This window comes from Saprospira grandis str. Lewin, assembly GCF_000250635.1.
Taxonomy (GTDB): Bacteria; Bacteroidota; Bacteroidia; order Chitinophagales; family Saprospiraceae; genus Saprospira; species Saprospira grandis.
The window spans coordinates 2,501,800-2,517,501 of sequence record NC_016940.1; the positions used below are offsets into that span (position 1 = coordinate 2,501,800).

Below are 15,702 nucleotides of genomic sequence, written 5' to 3' on the forward strand. Positions count from 1 at the left end.
CGCAAAGAGAAGTGCTTCAACAAGTGCTTCTCTTTTTTTTGGGGCCCGCGGCCGCCCAAAATAGGGCGGGCGGCCGCCGCTATGCTGCGGGGCTCGCTGTTCGCTCGGCCCTGCGCGGGCTTTGCCCGCTCGGTCTGGCCTTCGGCCACCCGCTCCGCAGCGCTGGGCCATGGCTCGCTGCGCTCGCAGGCGGCTTCGCCGCCTATTAAGGACCAAAAAGGACATAAAATAGCCGAATAAAGGCCTTAAACTATGCGCTAGTTCTTTAACTTTGCGGGCAGTTTGATGTTAAAATCAAAAAATAAACGATCCGATGAAAAATATGTCTAAAATATGGGCCTTCGGGAGCCTGTCGCTCAGCTTTTTATTAACGGCCTGCTTTGCTATCGAAAATGGCCAAGGCTTTCAGAAAATTGCCCCCGGCGGCTGGCGGGCGGTCTTTATGTTTGGAGAAGGAGAAGATGCCGAGCGAGTGCCCGTCCTCTTTAAATCTATTAGCAGCCAAGAGGTGGATAAACCCCGCCTGCTTTTCTATAATGGAGAGGATAGCGTCTATGCCGATAGCCTCCGTTTTTGGGGCGATACCCTCTTTGTGCACTTCAAAGAAACCGAAAACTACCTCCGCCTTATTCGAGAAGTAGACCTGATGGAAGGCAATTATATGGTGAAAGGCGCCGCCGCCAAAGGCGAGGACCTCCCGATTAAGCTCTATGCTAAGTTTAGCCGCCCACATCGCTTTAAGGATCTGCATATGGAACCCGCACATGATATCAATGGAAATTGGGCCTTAGATATTTTGGACCAAGAAGAAAACTTGATTCCCGGACAACTTAAGTTGCGGACAGATAAAAATACAGTCTATGCCGAGCTCAAATCAGGCATTAGCAAAAGCCCCATCCACTTAGAAGGTACGGTCCAAAAGGACCAAATTAGACTTTCTGCTTTTACAGGCAAGGAACTGGTCTATATTTCGGCAGACCTTAGAGATGCCAATACCCTCGGCCGAGCTAAAATTCGCTATAATCAGCTAGAGTATGCCTGCTCTGCCAAAAAAATGAATCAATAATGTTGTTATTTGCCTTATTAGCCAGTTTGCTTTTGGTTGGTTTGGGGAGCTATTTTTTGCTGGCCCACTGGAACAAAAGACAAGAAAAGGCCATGCAAATACAATGGCAGTTTCTGCTCGACGAATATGCTCTCCAAAGCCTAAGCGCAGAAGAAGACGAGGCCTTTTTTCGCCTAGCCGCCAAAGGGAAATTGGCCGGCTTTCCGCTCTATATGGAACAGTATAGCCGCAGCAGCAATAAAGCCGATAGCTATCAGTTTTTTGCCGAGCTGAGTCTCCCCAAAAATAGTCCGAAAACTTATTTGGGCCAAGAAACCCTGCTCAGCCAAATTCAAGCAGAACTAGGCTGGATAGATATCCAAATAGGAGAGGCCAAACTAGATGATAACTTCTTGCTCCGCTCAGAAAATGAGGCTTTTGTCCATCAGCTACTCAATGAAGAACTCATTCATAAATTGCTGCGCCTAGAACGCCAATGGAAAGGGCATTTTGAATGGGAGGCCAATACTCTCCGATTTGAAGCCTCTGCCATTTTGCTAGATGCAGAGGACCTGAAATGGGCCAAAGCGATGCTCAACCTCCTAGCTCTATTGGCCCAAAAAACAATTAAATAGTAGAAAACCACCTTTTTGTCGAATATAAAGGAATTATCTATTGACTAAAGGGAAAGCTTAAGGCCGTGGCAATATTTTTGAAGAAAATGTTAAGAAAATTGCCTATCTACTAAGCAATTAAGAATAATTCTACGTTCTAGTAGTATACCTATAACTAGAGGCTTTATTTTTTATACCTTAGCTGCTCAACGCCCTACACCTATGAAGTACATATATGGACCTTTTGTCCTCCTCTTGTTCTGTCTGTATAGCTGCCAGCCAGAAATGAAAGATGCAGCAGCACTTAGCCAAATTCCTACCGAAAAGGAGTTGGTAGAACGCCCAGTTTTATCGCCTACCCCTATGGCCGATAGTATCTCGCTTCGTTTAGAAATGAAGGAGCACTCTATTGAAATTGCCATGAAGGAGGAAGAGTTGGGCCAAAAGGAATTATCGGCAGAGCGCTTGGCCGCTTTGCGGGCGTGGTGGGAGCAACTGCCCGAAAATGTGCAGCAGCAAATCCAAAGAAAAGAGGTGGAGCTCGAGCTGGTCACGCAGCTAAGCTCTACCGATGAGGCCAAAATGCAGCCCGAACAAACGGACCCTCAAATTGAGCAAACTGGAGAAGCCCTAGAAGAAATTATTGGCAGTAGCCCAGAAATGACGTTTAGAGTGAATACCACTTTACTCAATAAAACAGCAGAACTAGCCAGTACAGAAGGCTCTACTTCTATCCATATCCTGAAAAAGGTATCTGCTGATTTGAAGAGTTTTGACCAAGAGGTGCATTTGACTACGGCCAGCATTCGCCAAGCTAATTTGCAAACGATGCAGCAATGGTGGATGAACCTGCCCGAAGATATACAACTTAAAATCCAACAAGGCGAGTTGCGGATCGATCTCAGTGCGGTGGCTTTGGACCGAGGCATTGAGTCGGCAGAGCTCCTCGGCGAAAAGTCACATCAGCAGGCGCTGTTGATGGGTGATTTGCTGCAACAAATTGTGGGTTTTTATCGCCAAGATGGAAAAAATTATCCCTTGGGCCGCATTCGCACTCAAGCGCTCATTGAGCCTTATCAAGAAGAGATGAAGCTAGACGAAAAAGTGAATACTTTGATTCGCATACAGTTGCGCCCAGCCAATGAATTACCCGCTGGTCCAATTTAAACGCCTAGCCGCATTAACGCAAAGCGAGCTCAGCCATTTGGCTGAGCTCGCTTTTTTCTTGGCCTAGCGCTGTGGAGCAGTGCGGCGCAGCCGCAGACCAAAGCCCGAAGGGCTGCAGGGCCGAGCGAGCAGCGAGCTGCGCAACATAGCGCAGCAGCTTTAGCTGCTGAGGCCCCAAATCTTTAATAAATTACTTCGCCTCGAACCAAAGGGGGCTATCATCAAAGCGTTGGCCATTATAATTGAAGCAAATCTCTTGACCAGGCTCAATGTCCTCGCCCGCATAAACATCAATAGATTGGCCATCTTTATTCATCTGATAATAGGCATTGGGCTGATAGGAATGGTTGTACAAAGAGCCGTAGCCCAGGGCAATAGCGGCCTGTTTGCCCTCTTTATCCCACAAAAAATAGTAATCGTGCAAAAAGGTCTGATGAATCTTTTCTCGATCTTCATTAGAGAGGACCAGCACGGGGCAGATCTCGATCAGGGTGTCTTTGGGAATATAATCGGCGGTAAAAATGCCGCGGCCCCCCTTGGGGCTATCCTTAAAATAGATAAAGTCTAATCGTTGCATCTTAATCGGCTTGATTTGGTCCAGAACTAATGCGACTTGCTCGTAAGGCGGGCAAATAAGCGGCCCCAGTTCCTATAGTTAAAACGGTAATAATGACAATCAGAAAGTCGCTTAGGCGCATGCTCACGGGATAAGATTGGACCACAAAGTTGCTGCCGGCCCCTTCTAAGGCCACCAAGCCAAATTCCTGCTGCAAAAGGCAAAGCAAAACGGCCATTAGGCAGCCGCCAAAGAGGCCAAAGGCAGAGAGCAAAAAGCCCTCGGCCAAAAAGATGTTGCGCAAAAGCGATTTTTGGGCGCCCATGGCTTGCAGATGGGCAATATCGGCCTTTTTTTCTAGGACCAGCATCCAGAGCGCACCCACCATATTGAAGGCCACCAAAAGCAGGGTGAAGGCAAAGATCAGAAAGCCCACCCATTTTTCCATATTGGTAATTTTATAAAAGGCCTCATCTTGTTGGTAGCGGTTTTGGACCTTAAAGTTGGGGCCCATAATTTCCTGAACAGCAGCTTGAACGCTTTGCTCATTGGCGCCAGGCCGCAGGCGCAGCTCCAAAGCCGAGATTTCTCCCGCCTTATAAGCCAATACATCTTGGACAAAAGCCAGGGGCAAAATGGCCATATTATCATAGTCAATTTGCCGAACCGCATAAATGGCCCCCGGATAAAAGTTCCGCTTGCGAAAAGGCTCTCCCGTGGTGGCCGTATACTTTTTTAGCTCTCTTTTGGGCATAAAAATTTTTACCGGCCGATCGCGTAGGGCCCGCAGCCCTAAGGTATGCTCCAAAGTAGCGCCGAGCAAGCCCACCGGCTGGCTATCATCGGCAAAGTCTTTGGGCAAAGGCCGCTTGCCTCGCTCAATGCAGGTATCCAAGCTCAAGACCTCCCAAAAACTAGGGTCTACACCTTTTAGACTGCCCAAATTTTGCCGGCCCTCATACTCAAAAAGGGCAATTTCTTCTAAGGTTTGGCTGAGGGCCAAAATGTCGGGATGATCTTGCAAACGCAAAATTTGCTCTTCTTCTGGAGAAAAAACTTTGCCCTCTATAGGCGAGACCAAAAGCTCCGGTTTGAAGCTATTCATCAGGCTTTGGAGCAATTCCTCAAAGCCATTAAAGACCGACATAATGACCAATAGGGCCATACTCCCTAGGCCAATCCCGAAAACCGAGATGGCAGAGATCAAATGAATGGCATTGGTCGATTTCTTAGAAAAAATATAGCGCAGGGCAATCCAAAAGGCTAAACGCATAAGTTGGGGGATTTAGTCCTCTTCACGGTCCTGCTGCGCCTCTTTCATCGAGCGCATCGTATTCTTTTCTCCATTGATTTTCTGAAAGAGCTTATCGATCTCTTCCACCTGGTCCAAGGTGTCATCAATAAAAAACTTGAGGCGAGGAATGCGACGCACCTGCTTGCGAATGCGCTTGCCCAATTCGGTCCGCAAACGTACCAAATTTTCCCACATTTCCTTAATGACTTCCTGCTTGTATACGCTATTATAGACGCTGAGATAAATATAAGCAATCCCCATATCAGAGCTCATGCGCACTCGGGTAACGGTCACCAAAGCATCGCCATAAATGAGGCGGCCTTCATTTTGGAGGACCACAGAAAATTCTCTTTGAATCATAGCAGCTACTTGCCGCTGCTTTATCGTTTGCTGTTCCATTTCTATTATTATTTTATGCTGATTTTGGGGCCTGCGGCCAGTTCGGCCTTTGGCCTCCCTTGGCCGCCGCTATGTTGTCGGGGCTCGCAGGTCTGCTCGGCCCTGCGGCGGCTTTGCCGCCTTGGTCTGGCCTAACGGCCACCCCTACACAGCGCTAGGCCAATAAACGCCTAGCCAATGGGCCAAACGCAAAGGTAAAAAAGAGCGGGCAGCTTTTTTAATTTTATCGTTCAGAAGCTTAAAGCCCCAAATTCCCTTAATACTGACGAGCATTTTTAAGGCAGCATTGTTTGTACTTTTTGCCACTGCCGCAGGGACAAGGGCTGTTGCGGCCCAGTTTGCGCCCATTATAGCCAATCATGGCTTGGGCCGCTAGGCGAAAATGCTGTTTGGTATCTTGTTGGAAAATCTTTTGCATCAGCTCGTAAAGCTCGGGCTCTCTTTTTTGCATAACTTCGGGCCGCTCAAAGAAGTATTCGCTGGCCACGGCAAAAAATTCCACCTTATTAGTGGCCCCATAGGGATTCATATTCGATTTGCCCGCCTTGATGTTCTCAATTTCTTTGTGCATGACCTCTAGCCAAGGCTCCAAATATTGATTTTGTAAAAAGACCTCGGGCACCCCATCGTAGTTGCCATCGGCGGCATCTAGCAAATGAGCAAACTCATGAATGCCCACATTGAGCTTATCGCCAGAATTTTGGAAGCCAGAAATTAGGGCCGGTTTAGAGAGAATCATCATGCCCTGCATCACACCCGTGCCCACCATGCCCCAAACGGAGCGGCCATGGCCTTCGGTGCGAAAATTTTTATCAAAAGCGCCGGGATAAATAAGGATTTCGCCTAAGTTTTCATACTCCCAATCGGGAAAACTAAAAACGGGAATTTCGGCGCTGGCGGCAGCTAAGACCAAGGTGAGGTCATCCACCTCAGTTTTGACGCCCGTCACTCGGGTTTCATGCAAAAAGATTTGGATTTCGGTTTCAAAGCGTCTTTTATCTACTTCAGAAAGGGCGCGATAAAAGGCCACATACTCCTCTAAAATCTCCCGCCATTTTTCGGGGAAAGGCGTGTTTTCTAGCTTTTGCCGTTCTCTGTATTTTTTGGTCAGAATGCTATATATATTATAGCTGACGACAAAGTTGGTCAGTATGAGTATAATTAAGATCTCGGGAGTAACGGCGCTAACAAAGGTAAATAGATGAAAGGTCGCGCTAATAATGAGCACAATAGCTAGGGATAGCAGTTGATTGATACGGACTTTTTTGGCGGAGAGTAGCATAGGCAAATCTAAGATGAAGCTTGGAGTTTGGCTTGAAAATACCGCTTTTAGCTTAAAAACTGCTAGTTTTGCCCTCCAATATCTAGTTTATGATTTATACCGTATTGCGCCAGTTTGTTCGCTTATTGCTCTTTGGTTTTTTTCGCCGTATGTATTGGCGACAAAAGCAGAGTTTGCCTAAAAATGGGCCCTTATTGATTATTGTCAATCATTCGACTGCTTTTACGGAAATGCTCATTTTGGGGGCATTTCTGCCCCGCTCTATTTATTATTGGGCCAGGGCGTCGGTTTTTACTAATCCTTGGGCCCGTTGGTTTTATCGGCAAATTCACATTTTGCCCATCATGCGGGCCGAGGAAGGGCTGCGGAAGTTGGACCAAAATGCCTCGACTATGCAGCAATCGCAAGCTTATCTAAAAGAGGGCTTGGCGGTGGTCATTGCGCCAGAGGGAAATTGCGTGATGGAAAAGCGTTTGCGGCATTTTCGGACGGGCACGGCACGTTTGGCGCTCTCTACTTTGGAGCAATTGCCAGCGGGCCAAGATTTGCAAGTTTTGCCCATTGGGGTCAACTTTAGCCATCATAAAAATTGGCGGGCGGAGGTCAAAATTAGCATTGGCGAGCGCTTTTCGGTCCGAGATTTTGACGAAGATTACCAAAAAGACCCACAAAGAGGGGCCAAGTTATTGACCTACGCCATGCGGGAAGCCTTGGCCAAAGAAGTCATTTGGATAGAGCGAGAAGAGGATGAAGAACTGGCCGAATACCTCTACAGTTTTGCCCGTCAGGGCCAGGGCCAAGCCACTGGCTTCCTACAGGCCGATGCGGGAGCCTTAGGCGAAGATCAGCGCTTAACCGAGCAGCTCAATGCCTTGGAGGAAGAGAAAAAAGCGCAGCATTTGGCCGCTTGTCGAGATTATTTTGGGACTTTGGCCGAGCATAAATTGCCCTTGGCCATTTTTCAGCCAAACCCAATTTCGCCTGTTTTATTTATTTTGTTTTTGCCGCTCTATTTGGCGGGTTGGCTACTTTCTTGGCCCTTATTTACGGCTATTCGGGCCTTGAGGGCGCATTTTATCCGCTCGCCTAAAAGTCAGCATTTTTGGGGCCCTATGGCCATGGCCTTTGCCCTAATTTGTTGGCTGCCTTACAGCTTAATTTGGAGTATTTTGGGCTTGATTTACTTTGGTGGCTTGGGTTTGCTTTTGCCCGTATTGGTCCTTTGCCTCAGCTTATTTTATGTTCGGATGCGAGATGCGGCCCTTTTATTTTTGGCCAAACTGCGTTGGATGAAATTGGGCGCTAGCCAAAAAGAAAGCCTGCAAGAGCGAGGAAAATCGCTATTGCAGGCCTTGCGTCAAGATTTTGATCTTTAGAACTGAAAAGTATCAATATCCTTCACTTTATTTTCGAACCAGGCAATGGGCTGTTGGGTCTTGTTGCCCGTCCAAGTATCACATTTAAAGAAGTTATAGAAGAGCTGTTTATTTTCTGGCCCAAGCTGCTTAAAAGTTTGGGCCAGTTTATTTTCTGCCTCCTCCTTGCGGCCTTTTTGCCAAAATTTCCAAGCATAATAGGCTTCATCATGCAGGGCAATCAGTTGCAAAAGCCGCTCATCGCTCAAGTAATTTTTGGCAAAGCGCTTAGCAATTGCCGCATGATGCTTAGACCAATCTCTTCTGGGGCGCTGGCTTTCCTCCAAATACTTAAAGGTATCGTGAATAATAGCCACCAAACGAAGATCTTGGCGCACATCGGCCGAAAAATTCACGGCATTAATATTGGCCAAAACATCTTGGATATGAAAAAGAATTTGCCCCTCGGGATGGCCAGGTCGAGGCTTACCCCAAAAGGCACCACGCAGCCAAGCCGGATCCATCAAGAGAATCTGCTCTAGCTTGGTTTCGGGTTGAATATAATGCTCCAAAACCGCCCGCTGTCGGTTAACCGTTAGCGGAACATGAATAGGCCTGGGCGCTTGATAGTTGAGGTTAAACATAAAATTAGGGCGTAAAACTGCTTTTTAGCTAAAAAATAAGGCCCAATAAGGGGCCAATGCTGTCTCTATTTAGACCAAATATCTTACCAAAAGTTAAGTTTTCTTTAGTAAATTAAACGATCGTACAAAGTCTTTTAGTATAGACGAAAACAGGGGGCTCTAGGTTCGATAAAGCCTGTTTATTCCTTATTTTTATTTGGGGCTGCCCCGCCCTGCGGGCGGGTCGGGCTGTGCCGGGCTCGCAGCTCTGCTCGGCCCATCGCTTTTTTCGCTTCGCTCAAAAAGCTCGGTCTGGCCTTCGGCCACCCTTTCCATCCCTCAGCCGCGGGCCTTCGGCCCTTTGTAGCGCCAAAAATTGGTCAGTATACGATAACAAAATTTTGACAATTAGTTGATTACCCAATAAAAATGCCTATATTAGAAACAACTAGTAGGGCCAAAAGCACTACTTTTTTTTATACAATTTTATAAATTAAATAAACGTACAATCAAAAAAATGAAAAAAGTCTCCTTCCTCCCCTTTTTTTTACTGCTCGGGCTTTCTTTATCGGCCCAAAAGGCGACATCTTTTAGCCTTTTAGATTTTCCTTATACGGATGTGCATTTACATTCTGCGCTCAAGCCTTTCAATTCTTTGGATGTTTGTAGTTATAGTATTTGGGAGCCCATCAATCATAATTGTGAGGGCAAGTTATCTAAATTATTTGTGAGCAGCTCTAAGGAGGTCCCTCGCTATTCGCAATGTCATTTTGAGGGCTTAATGCAGGGAAATGTGGGCCTAGGCTTTTTATCGCTTACGCCTTTAGAAAAGGGAATGATGCATGTGCGTTTACTGAATGAAAAGAAAAAGGGGAAGGGGACCATGGCCTGTGTCTCTGGAGTAGAGCTTGAGGATATGCCCTGCCGTAAGGCCCAGATTAACTACTATGAAGATTTGCGGGCCAATATAGAATATGTATTGGCGGCAGAGGGCCAAAATTATTATATGAATGCCATGCCCAAGCAGTATGAGGTGGCCAAAAGTCGAGAGCATCTGCAAGAGCTCTTGGCCGATGAGCATAAACTGGCCATTGTATTAAATATAGAGGGCGGGCATAGTTTGGGGCTTTCCTTAGAAGAAAATGATATTTCTCAAACAGAAGAGTATGCCCAGTTCTACCTCAAGAATGTGGACCGTATGAAAGGGGTTTTGCCCCTGACCGAAGGTAAGGAGGATTATTTGGAGCAGCCCATTTTGAGCATGAACATCAACCACTTTTTCTGGAACGGCCTTTCTGGACATGCCAGAACCTTTAGCGGACTACAAACCTTTGTGTTTGGAGGCAAAAAAGGAGTAGGAGAGGGGCTGACCCCCTTGGGCAAAAAAGTGATTAAGAAAATGCTAGACCAAGAAAATGGTCGCCGCATTTTAGTCGATGTAAAACATATGAGTCTAGATGCTCGTCTTTGGTACTACAGCTATCTAGAAGAGCTCCGCGCCCAAGGAGATACCGTAGGCATCATTAGCTCGCATTCTACAGTAGCGGGCTGCTCTATTCATGATAAGGCCTTTAAGCGCAAAGACAATAAGGCCAAAAATAAACATGCTTACCTCAATCGCTGGACCATCAGCCTGGCCGATGAGGATATTCGCCAAATACATCAATCTAAAGGCATTGTCGGCATCATGCTAGATAAATACCGCCTGATGGGCAATAAGGCCAAAAAGGCCGTAGAACAAACCGTAGAAGGCTCGGCCCAAAGAAGAAAACTCTATGTTCAGGTCATTATGGCCAATGTTTTTGCTACCGTAAAGGCTGTAAACGAACCCTCTGCCTGGGATATATTGGCCCTAGGCTCTGACTTTGACGGCATGATTGCCCCCTTTGAATGCTATGCTAGCTCTGCCGATATGCCCCTTTTGGCACAAGACCTTTATGCCTTTTTGCAGGAACCAGAAGCTATCTTTGATCTCTTTACTAAAGAAGAAGTAGAGGCCCTGATGTTTGACCTTAGCCCAGAAGAAATTATACGCAAATTTATGTACGAAAATGGACGAAATTTTGCCCTGCGCAATTTACCTAGCTATTTGTCGGAAGGTTAAAATTCAAAATTTTATATAGCTAAATAGCGGAAACTGCATTTCTTTTAAGTAGAATTACGTCAGAAAGGCCAATATATTAGGCCAAATGCCGTTATTGATAGATGAATAGAAATTAATTATGGGTTAAGGTGACCTAAATATTTGGAAATCTGACTTTTGCCCCCTACTTTTATTCTAGAATTCTATTTTTATCATTCTTAAACTAATGCATTATGAGAATCCTAACCGCTGTACTTGCATTTGTGCTCGCTTTTAATAGCTTCGCATTTGCTGCACCTCAAAATGAGGACAAAATGGTAGCTGTTGTTCTACTTATGGACAATGGTGACGACAAAGAAGTTGTAGCTACTATCTACACTAGCCTTATGGCCGCTGAAAAAGTAGCCAAAGTAATGAACATCGAGATGATCGCTTCTGATGATCCCGTTGAAAATGATGTTTTCGTTTTCTCTCTAAAGTCTGAAGAGCAGAAGGACGTAACCATGAAAATGTTCGATGAAGAAGGTTATGAGTTGGCTGCCCACCGTGTGATGGAAGTTAACGAAGGTAGCAACTACAACGCACTTAATGTAGAAACTCTCGATGACGGAACTTACATGTTCCAGATCACTGATGAGTCTGGTGCTGAGCTTAACCGCAAAGTAACTATCAAGCGTCAGTAATCTCCTGTCGTCTGAAATGTATAAAGGGTAGCAGTTTGTTCTGCTGCCCTTTTTTTATGCCCATATTTGGCCCTTTTGCGGTTTTGCAGGCCCGAAGGGCCGCAGGCCTAGCGATGTGCAGCAGGGGCCCGCAGGGCCAGACCGAGCCGCTGAAGGCGGCGAAGGGCCGAGCAGACCTGCGAGCTGCGAAACGTAGCGCCCGCCGCAGGCGGGAGGCCCCAAAAAACATCGAGCTGCGACAACAAGAACTTTAGTTCGCCGTTCAACGACCAAAGGGAGTAAAGGTAGCGCCGCAAGGCGTAGCCGCAGCGGAGGCCCATTATAAAAAAGCCCATAACAACTTGTGTTGCTATGGGCTTTAGTTTATGCTGTTAGGCAGGAAATTATCCTTCTACAGTGCTTTTCTTCAAAAACTCTTTGATGGCTTTAGAAGTCATTGACTTAGGACGCTCTAGTGGCATACCGAGGGCACGAGACCAAACGCCGGCGGCCAAAACACCCATGGCGCGAGACACGCCAAAAAGTACAGTGTAGAAGCTAAACTCTTTGAGGCCATAGTGCATGAGTAGCGCACCAGAGTGAGCATCTACATTGGGCCAAGGGTTTTTCACTTTGCCCAAATCCTGAAGGATGGGAGGAACAATAGTGAAGAGCTTCCAAACGATGCTGACAATAGCGTCATCCTTGATGTACTCCTCGGCAAAGTGGCGCTGAGCAATATAACGAGGATCGGGCTGGCGAAGAACCGCATGACCGTAGCCAGGGATCACCTTACCGGCTTCCAAAGTTTGGTTGATGTATTCTGTAATTTGCTCGTTGGTGGGCGTATCGGTACCTAGTTCTTCTACCATTTCCAAGATCCATTTGATCACCTCTTGGTTGGCCAAACCGTGAAGGGGGCCCGCCAAGGCGTTCATACCACCAGAGAGTGAGTAATAAGGATCGCTAAGCGTAGAACCGACCAAATGCGTGCTGTGTGCAGAGGCATTTCCACCTTCATGATCTGCATGAATAGTGAGGTACAAACGCATCAATGACTTAAAGTCCGCATGCTCAGAAATACCAAGCATATGAGCAAAGTTGGCTCCCCAATCTAGGCTAGGATCAGCAGCAATATGCTCATTATTGTGGAAAGTACGGCGGTAGATATAAGCCGCCAAGCGAGGAAGCTTAGCAATGAGGTTCATGCTATCTTCATAGTAAGCATCCCAATATTCATTCTTGGGCATGCCCTCCTCATAGCGCTTGGCAAAAACGCTATCGTTTTGTAGCGATAGAATTCCCATACTCAATTGAGTCATGGGGTGAGTATCTGCAGGCATAGCGTCTAGCATAGCAGTGGTGCGAGCAGGAAGTTCTCCTCTCTTTTTCCATTCTTCTGTTAGCCAGTTCACCTCCTCTTGGCTAGGAATTTCACCGACTAGCATGAGCCAGAACAATCCCTCGGGTAGAGGCTCCTTGCAGTTGGGCGCCTTGGGCAACAACTTGCGTAGCTCACGGATCGAGTAGCCCCGGAAACGGATCCCTTCATAGGCATCTAGCTCAGAAGTCTCCCAAATCATACTTTTCATGCCGCGCATACCACCATATAACTGGCGAATAGCAACTTGGTCGATAATCTTATCTCCATGTTCTTTGAGCATTGCTCGGTTTTCCTGAAAGAGCGCAGCGGCTTTCTCCGCAAATTTTTGTTTTAAGGCGTCCATTTGAATTTTATATTTAATATGTCATTATCAGCAATGAGCTTGATAATTTTGGTGATAATATGGATGGGGAATAAAACCAATGTAGCAACAACTATAAGTTAAAAAGGTTGTTTGTTCGGCCAATGGCTTACTCCCAAAGTTTACAGTCCCATTTTGAGTAGGTGCAACAAGTACTCGCCATACCCACTCTTTTTATATTTCTCGCCCAATTGGGCTAGTTGTTCCGCATCAATAAAGCCCATCTGATAGGCCACTTCTTCAATACAGCCAATCTTAAGGCCCTGACGTTGCTCAATGACCTCAATAAACTGACCCGCCTGCATCAAGGAGGCATGCGTGCCCGTATCTAACCAAGCAATTCCTCTACCCATCGGGCTAACCTTCAAACGGCCCGCCTTGAGATAGTGCAAGTTCACATCCGTAATCTCTAACTCCCCTCTAGCAGAAGGCTCCAAGTTACGAGCAATTTCTATTACGTCATTGTCATAAAAGTAAATGCCCGGTACCGCATAATTAGATTTGGGCGTCTGGGGCTTCTCCTCAATAGAAATCGCCTGACGATCTTTATCAAATTCTACTACTCCATAACGCTCCGGATCAGAAACTGGATAGGCAAATACTAAACCGCCCTCCACTTTTGTGGCCGCCTGAAGTTGCTCATCTAAACGGTCTCCGTAAAAAATATTGTCGCCCAAAATAAGGGCTACCGAATCTCCCCCAATAAAGTCCTCCGCCAAAATAAAGGCCTGGGCAATGCCCTCCGGCTTGGGCTGCTCGATATAACTAAACTGGCAACCAATCTGACTGCCATCACCCAATAGTTTCTGGAAGTTAGGCAGGTCGTGAGGCGTAGAAATAATCAAGATTTCTCTAATTCCCGCCGACATTAAGGTCGATAAAGGATAGTAAATCATAGGCTTATCATAAACCGGCATGAGCTGCTTACTTACCGCTAATGTCAATGGATACAAACGCGTTCCTTGCCCACCGGCTAGAATAATTCCTTTCATGATTTTATGGCTTTGTTCTCTGACTTTTGCACAAAAGTCAATATATAGATAATTCAATATTTATCCCAAAAAAAGCTAGCTTTTTTAAGCTAGCCCCACAGACTTTAGGCTTCTTTTAAAGCCCTACTAAAGTCTGTTAAGGGCCTTTGTTTGCGCCTAAAAATAGCCATATTTGCGACATTCCGAAAACAAAAGCAAAAAAAAGTAAGCAACCTTTAGGGCCTTATTTTGTTTTGCCTACTGCATTCAAATCTCAACATTATGAAAATAAAATTTAGCTCCAGCGAAAAACTCTTACTTTTTAGTTTGGCCGGGGCAAAGTTTACGCACATTATGGACTTTATGGTCCTTATGCCACTTGGCCCACAACTTATGCGAGTACTCGATATCTCGGCTAAGGAGTTTGGGGTCCTCGTTTCTTCTTATACCTTCAGTGCAGGCGCTACCGTTTTGGCTAGTGCTTTTTTTATTGACCGATTGGATCGAAAAAAGGCGCTTTTATGGACCTATGCGGGCTTTTGGCTGGGAACTCTTGCCTGTGGCTTGGTCAATAGCTACGAAACTCTGGTCCTCGCCCGTATCCTAACGGGCCTTTTTGGTGGCTTGCTCAATGCCCTGGTGCTTTCGCTAATCGGCGATGTCTTTAGCCTAGAAAAACGCGCCTCTGCTATGGGGGTGGTTATGGCTGCCTTTTCTGCTGCCGCCGCCTTTGGGGTGCCTTTTGGTATTTATATGGCTAGTATGGGCAACTGGCGCTGGCCTTTCCTGATTTTGGCCCTGGCTTCTTTGCCCGTTTTGATCGGCCTTTGGTATTTTATCCCCAATTTAGAAAGTAAGGAGGAGGGACCCAAGGCGCCAGCGCTCAGCATTATTCAGCGTACCTTTAGCAATCCCAATCAACTCCGTGCTTTGGGCATGACGCTCTTGCTGGTCCTCGGACAGTTTATGATTATTCCCTATATCAGCCCTTTTATGGTGGGCAATATCGGCTTTAGCGAGATTCAATTGGTCTATATTTATCTCTGTGGGGGACTCCTTACGCTCTTTACTGGCCCCGCTATTGGCCGCCTAGCCGATAAAAAAGGACATAAAAATATCTTTGTCACTTTTGCCATTTTATCCATTCTCCCCCTGCTGCTGATCACGCATTTACCCGATTATGGGATCCCTTTCGCCCTTTTGGCCAGCTCCCTCTTTTTTATCCTCATTAGTGGCCGAATTATTCCCTCTACTACGATGGTGGTCTCTAGCGTAGAACGAAAGTACCGGGCCGGGTTTATGAGCCTAAATACGGCTATGCAACAATTGGCCGCCGGTATGGCTGCCCTCATTAGCGGAAATATTGTGGTCGAAATTGCCCAAAAAAATACCGATGTCGTTGCTATTGGCAATTATAATTATTTGGGCTATTTGGCGGTGGGCCTGACGTTCTTGGCCATTTTCTTGGGCCGAAAGATTGTCCCGCTAAAAGAAGCTGAATAACCTCTTTCTCCTTTTATTTTGGGGCCCGCGGCCGCCTTGGCAAAGCCAAGGCGGCCGCCGCTATGCTGCGCCGCTCGCAGGTCTGCTCGGCCCTGCGTCGCTTTGCTCCTTGGTCTGGCCTGCGGCCACGGCTGCGCAGCGCTGGGCCGCTCATCTTTTGTCTTTCTTTGGGCGATTTTCTTCGGCGGCTGGGCCGCTTTTTCTGGACAGTTTAAAATTTGGTGTTTTCCCTTCGCTGATTGGCTGGATTTGTTTTCTTTCTCTTGGCTTGTAGTTGTTCTAGCCCCTGTTTCCCCTCTTTTTATCTCCCATTTCTCTTCTTTAGTCTTTGGTTCTACTCTTTTACTGTTGCTATGTCGTGCTTGTACTGCTTTGATGGAGTAATTTACTGTTGTTATGCAGT

The 15,702-nt window shown here is 46.5% G+C and carries 14 protein-coding genes; 7 read left to right on the forward strand and 7 right to left on the reverse strand.

The window, feature by feature from the left end; genetic code table 11:
• Positions 1–322: 322 nt before the first annotated feature.
• From SGRA_RS11150 to SGRA_RS11160, 3 genes are all read left to right on the forward strand, one after another.
• Positions 323–1,066 carry a redoxin gene (locus tag SGRA_RS11150; RefSeq protein WP_245538542.1) on the forward strand — a complete coding sequence of 248 codons (744 nt, stop codon included), beginning with the start codon at positions 323–325 and terminating at the stop codon, positions 1,064–1,066.
• Positions 1,066–1,680 (forward strand): hypothetical protein, encoded by a 615-nt coding sequence (locus tag SGRA_RS11155; protein ID WP_015692791.1) that lies wholly within the window; start codon positions 1,066–1,068, stop codon positions 1,678–1,680. Before SGRA_RS11150 ends, SGRA_RS11155 begins: the two co-directional genes overlap by 1 nt.
• A gap of 201 nt (positions 1,681–1,881) precedes the next feature.
• Positions 1,882–2,826: a hypothetical protein gene (locus SGRA_RS11160; RefSeq protein ID WP_041329632.1), complete on the forward strand. Its 945-nt coding sequence runs from the start codon at positions 1,882–1,884 to the stop codon at positions 2,824–2,826.
• 190 nt (positions 2,827–3,016) lie between these two features.
• On the opposite strand, the gene SGRA_RS11165 is transcribed toward SGRA_RS11160, so the two are convergent.
• The 4 genes from SGRA_RS11165 to SGRA_RS11180 all read right to left on the reverse strand — a co-directional run bounded on the left by SGRA_RS11165 (position 3,017) and on the right by SGRA_RS11180 (position 6,357).
• The gene (locus tag SGRA_RS11165) at positions 3,017–3,403 is read right to left on the reverse strand and encodes an SET domain-containing protein (protein WP_015692794.1); all 387 of its coding nucleotides are present in this window, start codon (positions 3,401–3,403) and stop codon (positions 3,017–3,019) included.
• 1 nt (position 3,404) lies between these two features.
• Complete coding sequence (locus tag SGRA_RS11170) at positions 3,405–4,655, reverse strand: ABC transporter permease (protein ID WP_015692795.1); 1,251 nt, start codon at positions 4,653–4,655, stop codon at positions 3,405–3,407.
• A gap of 12 nt (positions 4,656–4,667) precedes the next feature.
• Positions 4,668–5,075: a 30S ribosome-binding factor RbfA gene (gene rbfA, locus SGRA_RS11175; RefSeq protein ID WP_015692796.1), complete on the reverse strand. Its 408-nt coding sequence runs from the start codon at positions 5,073–5,075 to the stop codon at positions 4,668–4,670.
• A gap of 256 nt (positions 5,076–5,331) precedes the next feature.
• Complete coding sequence (locus SGRA_RS11180) at positions 5,332–6,357, reverse strand: M90 family metallopeptidase (RefSeq protein WP_015692798.1); 1,026 nt, start codon at positions 6,355–6,357, stop codon at positions 5,332–5,334.
• Positions 6,358–6,446: 89 nt separating this feature from the next.
• Between SGRA_RS11180 and SGRA_RS11185 the strand changes: the two genes are divergently transcribed.
• On the forward strand, positions 6,447–7,733 hold the full coding sequence (locus SGRA_RS11185; RefSeq protein WP_015692799.1) for a 1-acyl-sn-glycerol-3-phosphate acyltransferase: 1,287 nt from the start codon (positions 6,447–6,449) through the stop codon (positions 7,731–7,733).
• Here the strand turns inward: SGRA_RS11185 and SGRA_RS11190 are convergent.
• Positions 7,730–8,356: a hypothetical protein gene (locus SGRA_RS11190; RefSeq protein WP_015692800.1), complete on the reverse strand. Its 627-nt coding sequence runs from the start codon at positions 8,354–8,356 to the stop codon at positions 7,730–7,732. The two genes, SGRA_RS11185 and SGRA_RS11190, sit on opposite strands and share 4 nt — an antisense overlap.
• Before the next feature lie 496 nt (positions 8,357–8,852).
• Here SGRA_RS11190 and SGRA_RS11195 point away from each other — a divergent pair, with 496 nt between their 5' ends.
• Complete coding sequence (locus SGRA_RS11195; protein WP_015692801.1) at positions 8,853–10,439, forward strand: amidohydrolase family protein; 1,587 nt, start codon at positions 8,853–8,855, stop codon at positions 10,437–10,439.
• 212 nt (positions 10,440–10,651) lie between these two features.
• Positions 10,652–11,101 (forward strand): T9SS type A sorting domain-containing protein, encoded by a 450-nt coding sequence (locus SGRA_RS11200; RefSeq protein ID WP_015692802.1) that lies wholly within the window; start codon positions 10,652–10,654, stop codon positions 11,099–11,101.
• A 383-nt stretch (positions 11,102–11,484) separates the two neighbouring features.
• On the opposite strand, the gene SGRA_RS11210 is transcribed toward SGRA_RS11200, so the two are convergent.
• Positions 11,485–12,807, reverse strand: a complete 1,323-nt coding sequence (locus SGRA_RS11210; RefSeq protein WP_015692804.1) for a citrate (Si)-synthase — start codon at positions 12,805–12,807, stop codon at positions 11,485–11,487.
• 140 nt (positions 12,808–12,947) lie between these two features.
• The gene (rfbA, locus tag SGRA_RS11215; RefSeq protein WP_015692805.1) at positions 12,948–13,817 is read right to left on the reverse strand and encodes a glucose-1-phosphate thymidylyltransferase RfbA; all 870 of its coding nucleotides are present in this window, start codon (positions 13,815–13,817) and stop codon (positions 12,948–12,950) included.
• Between the two features lie 261 nt (positions 13,818–14,078).
• On the opposite strand from rfbA, the gene SGRA_RS11220 reads away from it, so the two are divergent.
• Positions 14,079–15,299 (forward strand): MFS transporter, encoded by a 1,221-nt coding sequence (locus SGRA_RS11220; RefSeq protein ID WP_015692807.1) that lies wholly within the window; start codon positions 14,079–14,081, stop codon positions 15,297–15,299.
• The last annotated feature ends 403 nt before the right edge of the window (positions 15,300–15,702 follow it).